This is a genomic window from Petropleomorpha daqingensis (assembly GCF_013408985.1).
Classification (GTDB): domain Bacteria; phylum Actinomycetota; class Actinomycetes; order Mycobacteriales; family Geodermatophilaceae; genus Petropleomorpha; species Petropleomorpha daqingensis.
On sequence record NZ_JACBZT010000001.1, the window covers coordinates 3,952,584 to 3,969,532 of the forward strand.

20 protein-coding genes are annotated in these 16,949 nt (G+C 72.2%); 6 read left to right on the forward strand and 14 right to left on the reverse strand.

Features of this window, described 5'->3' with window-relative positions:
* Window positions 1-2: 2 nt before the first annotated feature.
* The 3 genes from GGQ55_RS19580 to lpdA form a co-directional block, all read right to left on the reverse strand.
* A complete protein-coding gene (locus tag GGQ55_RS19580) occupies window positions 3-911 on the reverse strand; it encodes a TIGR01777 family oxidoreductase (protein ID WP_179719603.1) in 909 nt (302 codons plus the stop codon).
* Between the two features lie 78 nt (window positions 912-989).
* A complete protein-coding gene (sucB, locus tag GGQ55_RS19585; RefSeq protein WP_179719605.1) occupies window positions 990-2,834 on the reverse strand; it encodes a 2-oxoglutarate dehydrogenase, E2 component, dihydrolipoamide succinyltransferase in 1,845 nt (614 codons plus the stop codon).
* A 48-nt stretch (window positions 2,835-2,882) separates the two neighbouring features.
* Window positions 2,883-4,262, reverse strand: a complete 1,380-nt coding sequence (gene lpdA / locus GGQ55_RS19590; RefSeq protein ID WP_179719607.1) for a dihydrolipoyl dehydrogenase — start codon at window positions 4,260-4,262, stop codon at window positions 2,883-2,885.
* Between the two features lie 99 nt (window positions 4,263-4,361).
* Here lpdA and GGQ55_RS19595 point away from each other — a divergent pair, with 99 nt between their 5' ends.
* Window positions 4,362-4,703, forward strand: coding sequence for an oxidoreductase (locus GGQ55_RS19595; protein ID WP_179719609.1), 342 nt, complete (start codon window positions 4,362-4,364; stop codon window positions 4,701-4,703).
* Between the two features lie 28 nt (window positions 4,704-4,731).
* Here GGQ55_RS19595 and GGQ55_RS19600 read toward each other — a convergent pair whose 3' ends face one another.
* Window positions 4,732-6,243, reverse strand: a complete 1,512-nt coding sequence (locus GGQ55_RS19600) for a leucyl aminopeptidase (protein WP_179719611.1) — start codon at window positions 6,241-6,243, stop codon at window positions 4,732-4,734.
* A 37-nt stretch (window positions 6,244-6,280) separates the two neighbouring features.
* Here GGQ55_RS19600 and gcvT point away from each other — a divergent pair, with 37 nt between their 5' ends.
* Window positions 6,281-7,360, forward strand: a complete 1,080-nt coding sequence (gene gcvT, locus GGQ55_RS19605; RefSeq protein ID WP_179719613.1) for a glycine cleavage system aminomethyltransferase GcvT — start codon at window positions 6,281-6,283, stop codon at window positions 7,358-7,360.
* Here gcvT and GGQ55_RS19610 read toward each other — a convergent pair.
* Genes GGQ55_RS19610 through GGQ55_RS19625 form a run of 4 tightly spaced genes read right to left on the reverse strand, consistent with a single transcriptional unit; the run spans window position 7,357 to window position 9,542 of the window.
* Complete coding sequence (locus tag GGQ55_RS19610; protein WP_179719615.1) at window positions 7,357-8,490, reverse strand: YihY/virulence factor BrkB family protein; 1,134 nt, start codon at window positions 8,488-8,490, stop codon at window positions 7,357-7,359. The genes gcvT and GGQ55_RS19610 overlap by 4 nt on opposite strands.
* A gap of 46 nt (window positions 8,491-8,536) precedes the next feature.
* The gene (locus tag GGQ55_RS19615) at window positions 8,537-8,812 is read right to left on the reverse strand and encodes a DUF4235 domain-containing protein (protein ID WP_179719617.1); all 276 of its coding nucleotides are present in this window, start codon (window positions 8,810-8,812) and stop codon (window positions 8,537-8,539) included.
* The gene (locus GGQ55_RS19620) at window positions 8,812-9,105 is read right to left on the reverse strand and encodes a DUF3618 domain-containing protein (protein WP_179719619.1); all 294 of its coding nucleotides are present in this window, start codon (window positions 9,103-9,105) and stop codon (window positions 8,812-8,814) included. The genes GGQ55_RS19615 and GGQ55_RS19620 overlap by 1 nt, the downstream gene beginning before the upstream one ends.
* Window positions 9,102-9,542: a phage holin family protein gene (locus tag GGQ55_RS19625; protein ID WP_179719621.1), complete on the reverse strand. Its 441-nt coding sequence runs from the start codon at window positions 9,540-9,542 to the stop codon at window positions 9,102-9,104. The genes GGQ55_RS19620 and GGQ55_RS19625 overlap by 4 nt, the downstream gene beginning before the upstream one ends.
* A gap of 108 nt (window positions 9,543-9,650) precedes the next feature.
* Here GGQ55_RS19625 and GGQ55_RS19630 point away from each other — a divergent pair, with 108 nt between their 5' ends.
* A complete protein-coding gene (locus tag GGQ55_RS19630) occupies window positions 9,651-9,863 on the forward strand; it encodes a hypothetical protein (protein WP_179719623.1) in 213 nt (70 codons plus the stop codon).
* Window positions 9,864-9,911: 48 nt separating this feature from the next.
* Here the strand turns inward: GGQ55_RS19630 and GGQ55_RS19635 are convergent, their stop codons facing one another.
* Window positions 9,912-10,895: an aldo/keto reductase family protein gene (locus GGQ55_RS19635; RefSeq protein ID WP_179719625.1), complete on the reverse strand. Its 984-nt coding sequence runs from the start codon at window positions 10,893-10,895 to the stop codon at window positions 9,912-9,914.
* Between the two features lie 23 nt (window positions 10,896-10,918).
* A complete protein-coding gene (locus GGQ55_RS19640; protein ID WP_179719627.1) occupies window positions 10,919-11,512 on the reverse strand; it encodes a DUF3043 domain-containing protein in 594 nt (197 codons plus the stop codon).
* 143 nt (window positions 11,513-11,655) lie between these two features.
* On the opposite strand from GGQ55_RS19640, the gene GGQ55_RS19645 reads away from it, so the two are divergent.
* Complete coding sequence (locus GGQ55_RS19645; RefSeq protein ID WP_179719629.1) at window positions 11,656-12,012, forward strand: HesB/IscA family protein; 357 nt, start codon at window positions 11,656-11,658, stop codon at window positions 12,010-12,012.
* 72 nt (window positions 12,013-12,084) lie between these two features.
* Here GGQ55_RS19645 and GGQ55_RS19650 read toward each other — a convergent pair whose 3' ends face one another.
* From GGQ55_RS19650 to GGQ55_RS19665, 4 genes are all read right to left on the reverse strand, one after another.
* Complete coding sequence (locus tag GGQ55_RS19650) at window positions 12,085-12,504, reverse strand: hypothetical protein (RefSeq protein ID WP_179719631.1); 420 nt, start codon at window positions 12,502-12,504, stop codon at window positions 12,085-12,087.
* Window positions 12,505-12,582: 78 nt separating this feature from the next.
* Window positions 12,583-14,514 carry an asparagine synthase (glutamine-hydrolyzing) gene (gene asnB, locus GGQ55_RS19655; protein WP_179719633.1) on the reverse strand — a complete coding sequence of 644 codons (1,932 nt, stop codon included), beginning with the start codon at window positions 14,512-14,514 and terminating at the stop codon, window positions 12,583-12,585.
* Window positions 14,515-14,548: 34 nt separating this feature from the next.
* The gene (locus GGQ55_RS19660) at window positions 14,549-14,911 is read right to left on the reverse strand and encodes a DUF3817 domain-containing protein (RefSeq protein WP_179719635.1); all 363 of its coding nucleotides are present in this window, start codon (window positions 14,909-14,911) and stop codon (window positions 14,549-14,551) included.
* Window positions 14,911-15,279, reverse strand: coding sequence for a metalloprotease (locus GGQ55_RS19665; RefSeq protein ID WP_179719637.1), 369 nt, complete (start codon window positions 15,277-15,279; stop codon window positions 14,911-14,913). Before GGQ55_RS19665 ends, GGQ55_RS19660 begins: the two co-directional genes overlap by 1 nt.
* A gap of 305 nt (window positions 15,280-15,584) precedes the next feature.
* On the opposite strand from GGQ55_RS19665, the gene ctaC reads away from it, so the two are divergent.
* Both ctaC and GGQ55_RS19675 read left to right on the forward strand, forming a co-directional pair.
* A complete protein-coding gene (gene ctaC, locus GGQ55_RS19670; protein ID WP_366489760.1) occupies window positions 15,585-16,460 on the forward strand; it encodes an aa3-type cytochrome oxidase subunit II in 876 nt (291 codons plus the stop codon).
* A gap of 42 nt (window positions 16,461-16,502) precedes the next feature.
* Entirely contained in the window at window positions 16,503-16,907 is a 405-nt protein-coding gene (locus tag GGQ55_RS19675; RefSeq protein WP_179719641.1) for a cytochrome c oxidase subunit 4, read from the forward strand.
* Window positions 16,908-16,949 lie beyond the last annotated feature (42 nt).

The window sequence follows — 16,949 nt, forward strand, 5'->3', positions numbered from 1 at the left end:
CGTCAGCGGCGGGACAGCGCCGCGCGCAGGGCGCCGTCGAGGTCGGGGTGCGCGAAGGTGAACCCCGAGTCGAGCAGCTTCCGCGGCACCGCCCGACGGCCACCCAGGATGCTCGAGCGGGCGAACTCGCCGAGCGCGAGCGACAGGGCGAACCCCGGGACCGGCAGCGGGGTGGGCCGGTGCAGCACCTGGCCGAGCGTGCGGGTGAACTCGGCGTTGGTCACCGGGTTCGGCGCGGTCAGGTTGACCGGGCCGGAGACCTCGGAGCCGAGCAGGTGGACGATCGCCTCGACCTCGTCGGTCAGGCTGATCCAGGGCCAGTACTGCTGCCCGGAGCCGACGCGGCCGCCCAGGCCCAGCCGGAACACCAGACCGAGGATGCGGACCAGCGGCGCGCCCGGGCCCAGCACCAGGCCGGTGCGCAGGTTGACGACGCGGACGCCGGCCTCCGCGGCCGGCGCTGTCGCGGCCTCCCACCGCACGCAGAGCCGCGCGAGGAAGGAGTCGCCCGGGCCGTCGTCCTCGGTGACCTGCCGGTCGCCGAGGTCGGGGTAGTAGTCGATGCCCGAGCCGGAGACCAGCACCCGCCGGCGGCCGAGGTCGTCGGCCGCGGCGGCGGCCAGTGCCTCGCTGATCGTGGTGGTGCCGTCGACCCGGCTGGCCAGCAGCCGCTGCCGGTAGCCCTCGGTCCACGGGCGTGGGCGGATCGGTTCCCCGGCCAGGTGGACGACGGCGTCGACGTCGGCGAGCAGCGCCGGGTCGATCCGCCGGTGCTCGGGGGCCCAGCGGTGCTCCTCCGCGGCGCGCGGCGTCCGGCGGACCAGGCGCAGCACCTCGTGCCCGTCGGCCTGCAACCGCGGGACGAGCGTCCTGCCGATCAGCCCCGACGCGCCGGTGACCGCGATCTTCACGCTGGTTCCTTCTCCTCCCGGACCCCCTGCGGACGCGACGGGGCCCCGGCAATCCTGCCGGGGCCCCGTCGGAGTTGTTCAGCCCAGGCCGAGGTCGCCCTCGAACTGACCGGCCTCCAGCCGCTCGCGGACCGTGGTGAGGAACCGCGCGGCGTCGGCCCCGTCGACGATCCGGTGGTCGTAGGTGAGGGCCAGGTAGACCATCGACCGGATCGCGATGACCTCGCCGAGGTCGGGGTCGGAGACGACCACCGGCCGCTTCACCACCGAGCCGGTGCCCAGGATCGCGACCTGCGGCTGGTTGATGATCGGCGTGTCGAACAGCGCACCGCGGCTGCCGGTGTTGGTCAGCGTGAACGTGCCGCCGCCCAGCTCGTCCGGGGTCACCTTGTTCGTCCGGGTCCGCTCCGCCAGGTCGGCGATCTTGCGGGCGAGCCCGCCGATCGACAGGTCGCCGGCGTCGTGGATGACCGGGACCAGCAGGCCCCGCTCGGTGTCGACGGCGACGCCGAGGTTCTCGACGTCGTGGTAGGTGACCGTGCCGGCCTCGAGGTCGATCGAGGAGTTCACGGCCGGGTGGGCCTTGAGCGCCTCGATCGCCGCCTTCGCGAAGAACGGCAGGAACGAGAGCTTGACGCCCTCGCGGGTCTCGAAGTCCCGCTTCGCCCGGTTGCGCAGCGCGGCGATGCGGGTGATGTCGGCCTCGACCACGGTGGTCAGCTGCGCGCTGACTGCCAGCGACTCGACCATCCGGCGGGCGATGACCGTCCGCAGGCGGGACAGCTTCTCGGTGCGGCCGCGCAGCGAGGTGTCCGGCTGGGCAGCAGGGGACGGCGTGCGGGTCGCCGCCGACGCGGCCGGCGCGGCGGCGGGGGCCTTCGCCTGCTCGGCCGCGGCCAGGACGTCCTGCTTGCGGATCCGCCCGCCGACGCCGGAGCCCTCGACGCTGCCCAGGTCGACGCCGTGCTCGGCGGCCAGCCGGCGCACCAGCGGCGTGACGTAGGTGCCGCTGCCGTCACCGCCGCCGCCGGACGGCGCCGCGGCGGGAGCGGGAGCCTGCGCCTGGGGCTGTGGCTCGGGCGAGCGCTGCGGTTCGGGGGCCTGCGCCGGCTCCGGAGCCGGGGCCGGGCGCTCCTCCTGCTGCGGCGGTGCCGCCTGCTGCTGCGGTGCCGCCTGCTGCTGGGGCGCGGGCGCCTCCTGCTGCGGCGCGGGCGCCGGGGCGGCCGACTCGCCGCCGCCCGCTGCGCCGCTGCCGATGACCGCGAGCTGCGCGCCGACCTCGACGGTCTCGTCCTCGCCGACCGTGATCTCGAGCAGCGTGCCGGAGGCCGGCGACGGGATCTCGGTGTCGACCTTGTCGGTGGAGACCTCGAGCAGCGGCTCGTCGGCGCTGACCTCGTCGCCGACGGCCTTCAGCCAGCGGGTGACCGTGCCCTCGGTGACGCTCTCGCCCAGGGCCGGCATGGTGACCGGCGTGCCCTGCGCGGCACCGCCGCCACCGCCACCGCCGCCCGACGGGGCGGCCTCGGCGGGCTGCTCACCGGCCTGCGCGGCCGGGGTGGCGGGCAGCTCCTCGTCCTCGGCGGACTGCGGCTCGGCCTGCGGCGCTTCCTGCGCCGGGGCCTCCTGAGCCGGCGCCTCCTGGGCCGGTGCCTCCTGCGCCGGGGCGGACCCGCCGCCGGCGCCGTCCCCACCGATGACGGCGAGCTCGGCGCCGACCTCCACGGTCTCGTCCTCGGCGACGAGGATCTTGGTGAGCACGCCTGCGGCGGGGGAGGGGATCTCGGTGTCGACCTTGTCGGTGGACACCTCGAGGAGGGGCTCGTCGGCCTCGACCTGCTCACCCTCCTGCTTGAGCCAGCGGGTGACCGTGCCCTCGGTGACGCTCTCGCCCAGGGCGGGCATGGTGACGGACGTCGGCATCGAGGCAGTGCTCCTTCTGGCGCTGTGTGCGGTTGTCGGGTGGGTGGATCAGCTGTGCGCGTGCAGCGGCTTGCTGGCCAGCGCGAGGTGCGCCTCGCCGACCGCCTCGCTCTGCGTGGGGTGCGGGTGGATCAGGGTGGCGACCTCGTCGGGCAGCGCCTCCCAGTTGTAGATCAGCTGGGCCTCGGCGATGAGCTCCCCGACGCGGCTGCCGACGATGTGCACGCCGACGACCGGGCCGTCGGGGGCCTGGACGAGCTTCACCGCGCCGGCGGTCTTGAGGATCTGGCTGCGGCCGTTGCCGGCGAGGTCGTAGGTCAGCGTCGTCACCTCGCCGTGCTTCTCGCGGGCCTGGGCCTCGGTCAACCCGACGGAGGCGACCTCTGGGTCGGAGTAGGTGATCCGCGGGACGCCGGCGTAGTCGATCGGGCGGACCTCCAGCCCGGCCAGCCGCTCGGCGACGAGGATGCCCTCGGCGAAGCCGACGTGGGCCAGCTGCAGGGTCGGGATGAGGTCGCCGACCGCGGAGATCGTCGGCACGGTCGTCCGGCAGTACTCGTCGACCAGGACGAAGCCGCGCTCGGTGGTGACGCCGGCCTCCTCGTAGCCGAGGCCCTCGCTCACCGGGCCGCGGCCGACGGCGACGAGCAGGAGCTCGGCCTCCAGCGCCTTGCCGTTCTCCAGCTCGACGCGGACGCCGTCGTCCGTCGTCTGCACCTTCGTGACCTTGGCGCCCAGCTCGAAGCCGACCTTGCGCCGGCGGAACGCGCGCTCCAGCAGCTTGGAGGAGGCCTCGTCCTCCAGCGGGACGAGGTGCGGCAGCGCCTCGACGATCGTGACGTCGACGCCGAAGGAGGTCCACGCGCTGGCGAACTCGCAGCCGATGACGCCGCCGCCCAGGACGATCGCCGAGGCCGGCACGCGGTCCAGGCGCAGCGCGTGGTCGCTGGTGATCACCTTCGTGCCGTCGATCTCGACGCCCGGCAGCGTGCGGGCGTAGGAGCCGGTGGCCAGCAGCACGTGCCGGCCCTCGTAGGTCTGGTCGCCGACCGCGACGGCGGTGGGGGAGACCAGCCGGCCCTCGCCCTCGACGTAGGTGATGCCGCGGCTCTTGATCAGGCCCTGCAGGCCCTTGTAGAGCCGGCTGACGACGCCGTCCTTGTAGGCGTTGACGCCGTCCATGTCGATGCCGGCCAGGGTGGTCTTGACGCCGAACTGCTCACCCTCGCGGGCGGCGTCGGCGATCTCGCCGCTGTGCAGCAGCGCCTTGGTCGGGATGCAGCCGCGGTGCAGGCAGGTACCGCCGAGCTTGTCCTTCTCGACGAGGACGACCGACAGCCCGAGCTCCGCCGCCCGCAGTGCCGCCGCGTAGCCACCGGAGCCGCCACCGAGGATGACCAGATCGGCGGGGGAGCTGGGAGCGGTCACGCCCACATCCTGCCACCAAGGGAACGGCGCAGCCCGACGCACCGTTGATCACCGGGAGCGTCGCGGCGGGGGCCGCGACCGCAGACGACGGGAGAGGGCATGGGGCTGCTCGACCGGTTGCGCGGCCGGGGACCCGGTGGCTCGGGCCGCCGGAGCACGCTCGACCGCGGCTCGCACCGCACCGACCTCGCCCACCTGGAGCAGTTCGTGGCCAGCCGGCGCGGGGTCGAGGGGTACGTCGAGCCGCGGACGGCGGTCACCGAGACCACGATCGTGCTGGTCGCCGCCGACGGGGAGTGGACCCGCCGCCGCATCGACGGCCCGGACGTCGCCCGCCGGCTGTCCAAGGACCTCGCGATCCCCGTCTACGACGCCCAGGTCACCGGTTACCCCCAGCGCATGCGCGACTGGAGCGCGAAGCAGACCGACAAGCTCGAATAGCTGCGCTTTATCGCGATAAAGCGCAGGGTCACTCCGCGATGAGGTCCTCGATGGTGGCGAGGAGGGTGCGCACCGGGACGCCGGTGCCGCCCTTGGGCGTGCAGCCCCACGGCGACTGCGTGTTGTAGGCCGGCCCCGCCACGTCGATGTGCGCCCACGGCAGTCCGTCGGGCACGAACTCGGCGAGGAAGTGGCCGCCGACGAGCATCCCGCCGAAGCGGTCGGCGTTGGAGTTGACGAAGTCGGCGATCGGCGAGTCGATGCCGCGGCGCAGCTCGACCGGCAGCGGCATCGGCCACATGCCCTCGCCGACCCGCTTCCCGGCAGCGACGACGGCGTCGCGCAGCTCGTCGCTGCCCATGACGCCGGAGGTGCGGTTGCCCAGCGCGACCTGCTGGGCGCCGGTCAGCGTCGAGGTCTCCAGCAGCGCGTCGGGACCGTCCTCGGCCGCGCGGGCGATCGCGTCGGCCAGGATCACGCGGCCCTCGGCGTCGGTGTTGGTGATCTCGGCCTTCTTGCCGTTGCGGAAGGTGACGATGTCGGCCGGGCGGTAGGCGGCGCCGCCGGGCAGGTTCTCGGCGATCGGCACGGTGGCGGTCACCTCGACCGGCAGGCCGAGGTCGGCGACCAGGCACACGGTCGCGATCACCGCGGCGGCGCCGGCCATGTCGCTCTTCATGTTCTGCATGTTCAGCGCCGGCTTGATCGACAGGCCGCCGCTGTCGAAGGTGATCCCCTTGCCGACCAGGGCGATCTTCTTCCTGGCCTTCTTGCCCTTGTAGGTCAGCCGCAGCAGCCGGGGACCGCGGGCCGAACCCTGGCCGACCGCCACGATGCCGCCGTACCGGCCGGCCTCGAGCGCCTTCTCGTCGAGGATCTCCACCGACAGGCCGGCCTTCTCGCCCGCGGCGGCGCCGCGCGCGGCCAGCTCGGCGGGGTAGAGGTCGTTCGGCGGGGTGTTGACCAGGTCGCGGACCAGCCAGATCGCGTCGGCCACGGCGCGGATGTGCTTGAGCGGCTCCTTGGCGGCGCCGACGTCCGGCACCACCACCTCGAACGAGGACGGCGGCGTCGGCCGGTCGGCCGGCAGATCGGACTTGTACTCGGTGAACTCGTAGGCGCCGAGGAGGGACCCCTCGCCGACGGCGTGCAGCCGCTGGACGTCCGGCGTCCCGCCCACCGCGGCCAGCAGCGTGACCACCGAGCCGCGGCCGGGCAGCGCCCGGCTCGCCGCGCCGGCGGCGCGGCGGACGACGTCGGGGGAGTAGCCGCCGTCGGCGGACGGCGCACCCAGGCCCACGGCGACGACGACCGGGAACGGGCCCTGGCCGAACGTGGGCAGCCGCGTGACCTCCTCCTCGGCACCCCGGGCGCCGAGGTCGGCCAGCGCGGCGAACAGCTTCCCGCCGAGCAGCCGGTCGACCGCCTCGCTGCCGGGGGTGGGGAGCAGGCCGCCCGGGCCCTTCCCGACACCGATCACCACCGCGTCGGCGGAGAGCTTCTCGAGCGGGCGGTCGGTGGTGGCGATCGTCGGCGGCACGGCGTCGAGGGTAGTGACCCCGCTAGCGTGACCTGCCGTGAGGACCTCACCCCTGAACGACCGGCACGTCGCCCTCGGGGCCAAGCTCGCCGACTTCAGCGGCTGGTCGATGCCGATCGAGTACGCCGGCGGAGGGGTGATCGCCGAGCACACCGCGGTCCGCACCGCCGTCGGGCTGTTCGACGTCTCCCACCTGGGCACCGGCACGGTCCGCGGCCCGGGCGCGGCGGCGTTCGTCGACGGCTGCCTGACCAACGACCTGTCGCGGATCGGCCCTGGGCAGGCGCAGTACACGCTGTGCTGCACCGAGGACGGGGGCGTCGTGGACGATCTCATCGTCTACCTGCACGGCCCGGACGACGTCCTGCTGGTGCCCAACGCGGCCAACGCCGCCGACGTCCTCGCCCGGCTCGCCGATGAGGCGCCCGACGGCGTGCAGGTCACCGACCGGCACGAGGAGGTCGCCGTCCTCGCCGTCCAGGGACCGCGCTCACCGCAGGTGCTGCAGGCCGTGGGCCTGGCCGCGGACCTGCCCTACATGTCCTTCGTGGACGGCGACGTCACCGTCTGCCGCACCGGCTACACCGGCGAGCACGGCTACGAGCTGCTGGTCGCCGCCGGCCGGGCCGGTGAGCTGTGGGACGCGCTGCTCGCCGCGGGCGAGCCCGAGGGGATCCGGCCGTGCGGGCTCGGCGCCCGCGACACCCTGCGCACCGAGATGGGCTACCCGCTGCACGGGCACGAGCTGTCGCGCGAGATCACCCCGAACCAGGCGCGGGCCGGCTGGGCCGTCGGCTGGAAGAAGCCGCGGTTCTGGGGCCGCGAGGCGCTGCTCGCCGAGAAGGAGGCCGGGCCGGCCCGGCTGCTGTGGGGACTGCGGGCCACCGGCCGCGGCATCCCGCGCCCGGGCATGGCGGTCCTGGACGGCGACGGCACCCGCATCGGCGAGGTCACCAGCGGCACGTTCTCCCCGACGCTCAAGGTCGGCATCGGGCTGGCGCTGCTCGACACCGCGGCCGGCGTAGGTGACGGCGCGGAGGTCAGCGTCGACGTCCGCGGGCGCCCGCAGCCGGCCGAGGTCGGAAAGCCCCCGTTCGTGGAGTCCCACGTCCGCTAGGCGGACTTCGCGGACTCCTTCGTGGGCTCCGGCGGGTCGGGCAGGGTGTCGGCGACCGTGGCGTCGCGGGAGCCCATCGGCTGCGGATGGCCCTCGGTGGTGTCCCGGGCCGTCTGGTGCTCGGTCTCGGCGTTGATCTCGGCGCCGAGCAGGATCAGGTAGCACGTGATGTACAGCCACAGCATCAGCACGATGACGCCCGCGATGGCGCCGTACGTCTTGTCGTAGGACCCGAAGTTGTTGACGTACAGGCTGAACAGCAGGCTCACGATCGCCCAGACGACGGTGACGACGATCGAGCCCAGGCTGACCCAGCGGAACTTGGGCGCGTCGCGGTCGGGGGCGACCCGGTAGAGGACGGCGAGCGAGCCGGCCATGATCGCCAGCAGCAGCACCCACCGGACGACCTGGGCGAGGATCGTGCCGAAGATCCCCAGCGGCAGCGCGTTCAGCACCGCCGGGACGACGGCCACCAGGCCGATGGTGAGGAGGAAGAACAGGATCCCGCCGAGGGTCAGCGCGAGGGAGAGCAGCCGCAGCTTGACGGTGTTGCGGGTCTCGACCTCGTCGTAGGCCAGGTTGATGGCGGTGATCATGTTGTTCACGCCGCCCGAGGCGCTCCAGAGCGCGGCCAGGATCGAGATGATCAGGCCGACGGTCAGCGCACCGCCGGCGTTCTCCGTGATGCTCTTCAGTTGCGTCTCGATGAGGCTCGCCGCGTCCTGGGGGAGCTGCTTCGAGAGGCTCTCGACCTGCTTGGCCACCGACTGCGGCGAGGCGACCAGGCCGTAGATCGAGATCACCGCGATCAGCGCGGGGAAGACGGCGAGGAAGCCGAAGAACGCCACGCCGCCGGCGATGATCGGCATGTTGTCGGCCTTGTTCTCGGCCCACGCCCGCTTGACGATCTGCTTCCAGCCCTTGAGCGGGATCTGGGTGGGCTTCTCGGCGTGGACGCCGGGCAGCACCTGCTCGCTGGGCGCGCCGTTCGGCGGCCGGTCGGCGTCCTGGTCCGGGTGGCGCGCCGCCTCCTCCTCCGCGGCCTTGGCCGCGGCCCGGCGGGCGGCCTTCTCCTCGACCCGCTGCTTGATCCGGTCGACCGCGCTCTCGCGGTGGCTGGTGCCGGTCATGACGTTTCCCCCTGAAGTCTGCGGCGGGTCGAGGAGCGGTCCGCGATCAGTCGCCGGGCCAGGCCCCGGTCAGCCGGGTGAACCCGCGTGCGCCGGCGCGGTCGATGGCGGCCTTCGTGGCGGCGAAGATCGCCCCCTGCAGCGCGGCGGCCAGCACCACCTCGCGCATCGAGTACTCGCTCTGCAGCGCGTCGGGCGCTTCTTCCTCGTCGGCGATCTGTTTCCAGATCTGCTTGAAGACGATCCCGGACAGGGTTCCGGCCAGGATGCCGCCGATCAGCCCGATCGGCCGGTAGGCGATCTTGGCTCCCTTGCTCGCCACTACTTCCTCCTCGTGCTCGAACGCTTCCGGCGCCACACCACCAGACCGACGACCGCTGCCGCCAGTGCCAGGCCGATCCCGAGCACGATCGGGGGGCTCTCCCGGTAGGTCTCGACGGCGGTGTCGCGGGCGCGGTAGACGCCTTCCTTGGCCCGGGCCGGGACGTCGAGGCGGCGGCTGAGCTCGTCGACGGTCGCGGCCAGCTGCTCGCGGGTCGCGTCGATCTCGGCCTTGATCGCCTCGGGGTCGGTGGGGCCCGTCACCTCGGGGACGCCGGGCTGGTTCTCCGTCACCGCGCGATGCCTTCCTTCACCGCGGCGACGTCGTCCTGGACGCTGGCGAGGGTCTCGGTCGGCAGCGGGGGAGTGGCCTGCTGCACGTCCTTCTTGCCGATCAGCGCGAGCACACCGGCGACGGCGAAGAGCACGATGGCGACGATGATCGCGGCCAGCCAGCCCGGCAGGACGTTGGCCAGCCCGAGGATGGCGGCGGTGATCAGGCCGTTCAGGCCGAGCAGCGCGACCAGGCCGGCGCCGCCGAAGAGACCGGCGCCGACACCGAGCCGCTTGGCCTTCTGGGTGATCTCGGCCTGGGCGAGCCGCACCTCGTCGCGGACCAGCGTGCCGATCTGCTCGCCCAGGCTGCCGACGAGCTCGGCCGTCGAGGCGCTCGTCGGATCGGGCGGCGGTGTCTCGGCGCGGGTGGCGCCGCCCGTCGCGGGCTCGCTCATGGGTCCTCCGGTCCTCTGCTCGGGCGCGTCGATGCACCGTCATGCCCGCGCAGGGGACCGGATAACCGGCGGTTGATCACACTCGGGCAACGGCTAACCTCGCCAGCCATGACCTGGCACTGGCGGCTGGAGGACCCGTCCGGCACGGCGATCGACCCTGCTTCGCTGGGGATCGAGGTGGCCGAGGCGGACAACCAGGGCGACGCCGAGTCGTGGCTGGGGGAGAACTGGCGGGAGCTGCTGGCCCGCGGCGTCGCGACGGTGACGCTGTTCCACGGCGACGACGAGGTCTACGGCCCGATGAGCCTCGCCGCGACCTGATGCGGAGGCTGGGAGCGCAGGATTCCTGCGCTCCCAGCCTCCGACGACTCAGCCGCGCTGGGTCTTCGAGGCGTCGCGCTCGACGACGTCGCCGAGCACCTCGTCGATCTTCTTCAGGACGTCGTCGTCCAGCTTGACGCCGGCGGCCTTGACGTTGTCGTGCACCTGCTCAGGCCGGCTGGCGCCGATGATCGCCGCAGCGACGTTCGGGTTCTGCAGCACCCAGGCCACCGCGAGCTGGGCCATCGAGAGCCCCAGGTCGTCGGCGATCGGGCGCAGGTTCTGCACCGCGCCGAGGATCTCGTCGGTCAGGAAGCCCTGCATCGAGCCACCGACGCTCGCGTGCCCGGCGCGGGTGTCGGCGCCCGGCTGCTCGCCCGGCTTGTACTTGCCGGTGAGCACGCCCTGGGCCAGCGGCGACCAGACGATCTGCGACAGGCCCTCCTTCTCCGAGGTGGGGACGACCTCGGACTCGATGACCCGCCAGAGCATCGAGTACTGCGGCTGGTTGCTGATGAGCTGGATGCCCAGGTCGCGGGCGAGCGCCGCGCCGGCGGCGATCTCGTCGGCCCGCCACTCGGAGACGCCGATGTAGAGCGCCTTGCCCTGACGCACGAGGTCGGCGAAGGCGGTCATCGTCTCCTCGAGCGGCACCGTCTCGTCGTAGCGGTGGGCCTGGTAGAGGTCGACGTAGTCGGTCTGCAGGCGCTTGAGCGAGGCGTTGCAGCTCTCGATGATGTGCTTGCGGGACAGCCCGCGGTCGTTGGGGCCGGGCCCGGTCGGCCAGTAGACCTTGGTGAAGATCTCGAGGCCCTCGCGGCGCTGGCCGGCCAGCGCGCGGCCCAGCACGGACTCCGCCTTGGTCTGCGCGTAGACGTCGGCGGTGTCGAAGGTGGTGATCCCGGCGTCGAGGGCGGCGCTGACGCAGGCGTGCGCGGCGTCCTCCTCGACCTGGCTGCCGTGCGTCAGCCAGTTGCCGTAAGCGATCTCGGAGATGGTGAGGCCGGAACGGCCGAGTCGTCTGTACTCCACGTACGCCGACGCTATCCCCGGGCTCAGCCCTCCGTGACCTCGGGCTTGGGGAAGCGCCAGCGGCGGATCATCGTCGAGCGGCTCACGCCGTACCAGACCGCGCCCTTCGGGTTCTCCTTCGGCAGCTGCTCGGCGATCGCCTTCTTGATCCGCCGGGAGAGGAAGACCGAGTCGACGATGAAGAAGAGGAAGAAGACCAGCAGCAGCAGGCTGGTGTAGGTCTGCACGTAGGCGTTGCGGACGAAGAAGCTGACCACCGCGAGCGCGGCGATGACCAGGAACAGGCTGCCGACGTTGCGGCGGCTGTCGACGATCTGGCGGGTCAGCCGGCGCACCGGGCCGCGGTCACGGGCCGGCAGGTAGTTCTCGTCGCCGCGGGCCGCCGCCGCGCGGGCGGTGCCGCGGTTGGCCGCCTGCGACGAGCGCATCCGCCGGTAGGCCTCCTTGCGGGTCGTCGGCGGCGGCGGGGGCGGACCCGGGCGGCGCCCCTGGGCCTCGCTGCGCTTGGGCGTCGGACGGCCCTTGCCGGAGCTCCTGACCAGCTGGTCGGTCAGGTCGGCAGAGGGGTCCGGCGTCGTCTCGGCGCTCGACTTGCGACCCGGGAGGCGGAGCTTCACGACCGACGAGTCTACGTGCGCTCGATCGGGTGCCTCGGCTGATGCGTGCGCGCGCCGTACAGTGGGAAGAAGCTCCGCCGCGGCGGTGTTACCCGGTCTCGGAGAACGACCGCTGCGGGACCTCGGATCTGGGAGGACAGAACATGACGGTGCAGGACACGCAGGCTCCCGACGCGACGAGCGTCACCCTGAGCGAGGCCGCATCGAGCAAGGTGAAGACGCTGCTCGACCAGGAGGGCCGCGACGACCTGCGGCTGCGCATCGCCGTCCAGCCGGGCGGCTGCTCGGGCCTGCGCTACCAGCTGTTCTTCGACGAGCGCTTCCTCGACGGCGACCAGACCTACGAGTACGGCGGCGTCGAGGTGATCGTCGACCGGATGAGCGGCCCGTACCTGGGTGGCGCCGTGATCGACTTCGTCGACACCATCGAGAAGCAGGGCTTCACGATCGACAACCCGAACGCCAGCGGTTCCTGCGCCTGCGGCGACAGCTTCCACTGAGCTGACCGCCGCTCGGCAGCGAGCGTTGAACGCCTGAGGCCCGGAATCCTGGTGATTCCGGGCCTCAGGCGTTCAACGGTCCGGTGGGCCCGATGCTGCATCCCCGTGGTGGAGGACGACGGCATTCGCGCTGACCATGGCGTGGGCGAGCCGACGCTGGCTCCACGTCAACCATCCGATCGCGGCGGCCACGAGCCCGCCGCCGACCAGCACCCAGCCGACACCGATGGCCAACTGCGCGAGCAGGCCGAGGATCGCAGCGGTCAGCCCTGCCACGACCATGCTCGAGCGGGGAATCCGGTTGGACCACGTGCGCTGCAGCATGTACTGCCCCCACTGGAGCGTGGCGGCGGAGAGTTCACGTGACGGTGCGGGGAGTCCTCGCTCGGCCAGCCGACCCGCGCGCATGCGCTCTCGGGCGCTCAACTGCCGCCAGCGTGCTCGAGCTGCCCGGCGTTCTGCCTTGGTCAGCGGAAAGATGTCGTCACGCATCTGGAGAGGTTCGGTCGATCATCGGCGGGTGGCTGTGCGACACGCCGACGGGTGCAGCCGTTCGCCGATGATCACGGCTCAGAGGCGGACCGGGTAGACGGTCTCGGGGATCTCGGGCTTGATCCGCCCCTCGACGAAGATGCCGTGCCAGACCATGAAGACCAGCAGCGTCCAGAGCTTGCGCGAGTAGTCGACCGACGAGCCGGCCCGCTGGTTGTCCCGGTGCTCGTCGAGCATCCAGAGGATGTGCCGGCGGTCGAGCCACTCGTCGGTCTGGCTCTCCTCGATGATCTGCCGCGCCCAGTCGTGCAGGTCCTCGGCCAGCCAGTGCCGGGTCGGCACCGGGAAACCGAGCTTGCGCCGGTTGAGCACGTGCGGCGGCACGATCTGCTCCAGCGCGCGCCGCAGCGCGTACTTCGTCGTCTCCTTGGTCACCCGCTGGTCGACCGGCAGCGTGCCGGCGACGGCGAACACCTCCGGGTCGAGGAACGGGACCCGCAGCTCCAGCGAGTTGGCCATGGTCATCTTGTCGGCCTTGACCAGGATGTCGCCGCGCAGCCAGGTGAACAGGTCGACGTACTGCATCGCGGTGACGTCGTCGTAGCCGGCCGCACGGGTGCGCCGGTAGAGCTCCGCGGTGACGGCCACGTGCGAGAGGTCGGGATCGCGCTTCTCCAGGAAGGAGAGCTCGTCGTCCCGGAAGATCCGCGCGTTGCCGTAGTAGCGCTGCTCCAGCGGGATCGACCCGCGGCGCAGCAGGTCCTTGCCGCGCATGCCGTCGGGCAGCTTCGACGAGAGCGCGCCCAGCGCGCGGCGGATGCCGCCGGGCAGCTTGTCGAACGCGGCCAGCGACAGCGGTTCGCGGTAGATGTTGTAGCCGCCGAACAGCTCGTCGGCGCCCTCGCCGGAGAGCACCACCTTCACGTGCTTGCGGGCCTCGCGGGCCACGAAGTACAGCGGCACCAGCGCGGGGTCGGCCACCGGGTCGTCGAGGTACCAGACCACCAGGGGGATCGAGTCGGCGAACTCCTCCGGCGTCACGACCTTGGTGATGTGCTCGACCCCGATCGCGCGCGCCGACTCGGCGGCCACGTCGATCTCGGAGAACCCCTGGCGCTCGAAGCCGACCGTGAAGGTCATCAGCTTCGGGTTGTACCGCTTGGCCAGCGCCGCGATCGCGGTCGAGTCGATGCCCCCGGAGAGGAAGGAGCCGACGGTGACGTCGGCACGCATGTGCACACGGACGGAGTCGTCCAGGACGGCGGCGATCCGGTCGTAGAGCGCCTGCTGCTCGTCCGGGGCCACCGGGCGGACCGGGAACGTCGGGTGGAAGTAGCGCGTGGTGGTCAGCTCGCCGCCGGCGACGGTGAAGCTGGTGCCGCTCTCGATCCGGTGGATGCCGCGGTGCAGGGTCGCCGGCTCCGGCACGTACTGCAGGGTCAGGTAGTGCTGCAGGCTCGCCCCGTCGACGCCGCCGGCGGCGTCGCTGCCGCCCAGCAGCTCCAGCAGCGCCTTCTTCTCCGACGAGAAGACCAGCCCGCCGTCGGCCAGGCGGGCGGTGAACAGCGGCTTGATGCCGAACGGGTCGCGGGCGCCGAACGCCGTCCTCGTCTCGGTGTCCCAGATGACGAAGGCGAACATGCCGCGCAGCCGCTCGACGACCTTCTCGCCCCACAGGTGGTAGCCGGCGACGATGGTCTCGGTGTCGCCGTGGGTGGCCAGCTCCATGCCGGCGGCGGCGAGCTCCTCGCGCAGCTCCACGTAGTTGTAGATCTCGCCGTTGAACAGGATCCGGTAGCGCCCGGCCGCGTACGGCATCGGCTGGGGGCTGCCCTCGATGTCGATGAGGGCCAGCCGGTTGAAGGCCAGGACGGCGTGGGCGTCCGACCAGACGGCGGTGTCGTCCGGGCCGCGGTGGTGCAGGCAGTGCAGCGCGCCGCGGAGGTCGGCCACGCGGGTCTCGTCGACGCGCTCGGCGTCGGTGGACAGGTAGGCCAGCAGGCCGCACATGCGCGGGTCTCCAGGGAAGTGGGGGACGAGGGGGCTACAGGCGCTCGCCGGCGCGCGTCTTCCGGGTGACCTTCCGCTCGGCGACGAACGAGAGGAACGGGATGGTCCCGGCGAGGAGCACCAGCACGGTGCCGAGGGCGCGCCAGCGGGCCCGCAGCGCCAGGTCGAACGCGGTGAGCAGGTACACGCAGTAGAGGAAGCCGTGCGCCGTCCCGACGATGGCGACGGGGGTGTCGTTGTGCCCGAAGTACTTGATCGGCATGGCCACGAACACGAGGACCAGGAGCATCGTGCCCACGATGTAGGCCATGACGCGGTAGCGGGTGAGCGCCGCCGGGATACCGCGGTCGGCGGACCGGGCGGGCTTGCGGGCAGGGCTCTGGGTCTGCTCGGTCATCAGCGAGCCGCCTGGCCGCGGGAGTTCTTCAGCGCCCGCTCGTTGAGCTCGGCGAGGTAGGCGTTGTAGGCGGCCAGTTCGGGGTCGCCAGTGGTGTCGACGCGCGGGCGCTGGTACAGGACGACCTCCCTGCCGGGCTCGCCCTCGTCGGGATCCCGGTGCAGTTCGTTGCGGATCATGCGGGAGTAGAACCACAGGCCCATGAAGCCGTAGAGCGGCCACTGGACGGCGTAGCTCCAGTTGACCGCTCCGCCGCCGGCCTCGGCCTTGGACAGCTGCCAGTACGCGAGGAACCAGGTGGCGACGAACAGGGCTGCCACGAGCAGGTGCAACAGCACCCAGCGGGGGGTCAGCAGCCGGCGGTACACGCCTCTGACTCTAACCGTCGGCGGACCCCGACCGGGCTGCGCGGCCGGGAACACCGGCACCCGGACAGCGGGCGGGCACCCGCCCTGGTCACGGCCGGGCCACGACCCGCCGAGCCGCGGTCTGGCGGTGGTCGGTCGCCGAGCGGGGTCGGATAGTCTCGGCCCACACTGTGATCGACGTGCGGGGCACCGCGGCGCCCGGGTTCTCCGGACGGCGGCGGGTTCGCGCGAGGAGGCCGTCCGGGCGGTCCGGGCGGGGGACGAGGAGGCAACGGGCAGTGGCTCGAGTCAGCAGGCTCGCGCGGGTGGGCGCGCTCGGTCTCCTGGGATTGGTCGCCCTCGCCGGCTGCGAGGCCCCGAACAACACGTTCTGGCGGTTCGGCTGGCCCGAGGGCGTCACCAAGCAGGCCACCGACATGCGGGAGCTGTGGACCTGGTCCTGCATCGCCGCGCTGATCGTCGGCATCATCGTGTGGACCCTGATCATCTGGTGCATCGTCCGGTACCGGAAGCGCGGTGACGAACTCCCGCGTCAGACCGCGTACAACCTGCCGCTGGAGATCGTCTACACGGTCATCCCGTTCCTGATCATCGCCGTCCTGTTCTTCTTCACCGTGGTGACCCAGAACAAGGTGCAGGAGCGCACGAACAACCCCGACCTCACCGTCGCGGTCAACGCATTCAAGTGGAACTGGCAGTTCGTCTACCCGGACAGCCCCGGCCCGGACGGCACCCCGGTCAACACGGTCGGCAACAGCGAGCAGATCCCCATCCTCGTCCTGCCCACCGACCGCACGATCCGCTTCGAGGTCGCCTCGGCCGACGTCATCCACTCGTTCTGGGTCCCGGAGTTCCTCTTCAAGCTCGACGTGATCCCGGGCAACGAGAACGGCCGGAACAACGTCTTCGACGTGACGGTGAACAAGGAAGGCGCCTACGTCGGGCGCTGCGCCGAGCTCTGCGGCACCTACCACGCGTACATGAACTTCGAGGTGCGCGCGGTGTCCGGGGACGACTTCGACGCCTACATCCAGGCGCGCCAGTCGGGTGACACCACGGCGCAGGCGCTGGAGAGCATCGGCCAGCCCGGCACGTCGGTCACCACGCACCCGTTCGACCTGACGACCGAGGACCAGCGGGGCGCCACCACGGTGGGCGCCAGCGGCGGACCCCATGACTGATCGCCGCGTCGTCGTCATCAGCACGCAGCAGGAGGGACGGCCGTGAAGGTCGAAGCCGCCATCTTCAACATCATCGCGGTGGCGTGCCTCATCGCCGCCATCGTGTACGGGGTGTGGGCGAAGGAGCCGATCGGCACCACCGCGCTGGCCCTCTCGTTCGGCCTCACCGGCCTGGTCGGCGGGTTCTTCCTGTTCGTCTCGCGCCGCATCGACGCCCGCCCGGAGGACCGCAAGGACGCCGAGATCGCCGACGGCGCCGGCGAGCTGGGCTTCTTCAGCCCGGGCAGCTACTGGCCCTTCGCGATCGGCCTGTCCGCCGCGCTGATGGGCCTCGCGCTGGCCTTCTGGTACGCGTGGCTGATCATCATCGCCGGCGTCGCCCTGCTGGTCACCATCGGCGGCCTGCTGTTCGAGTACTACGTGGGGCAGAACGCCACGCAGAGCTGATCGGCGTCCGCGACGTCGAAGGGCCCCTCCCGCCGCCGGCGG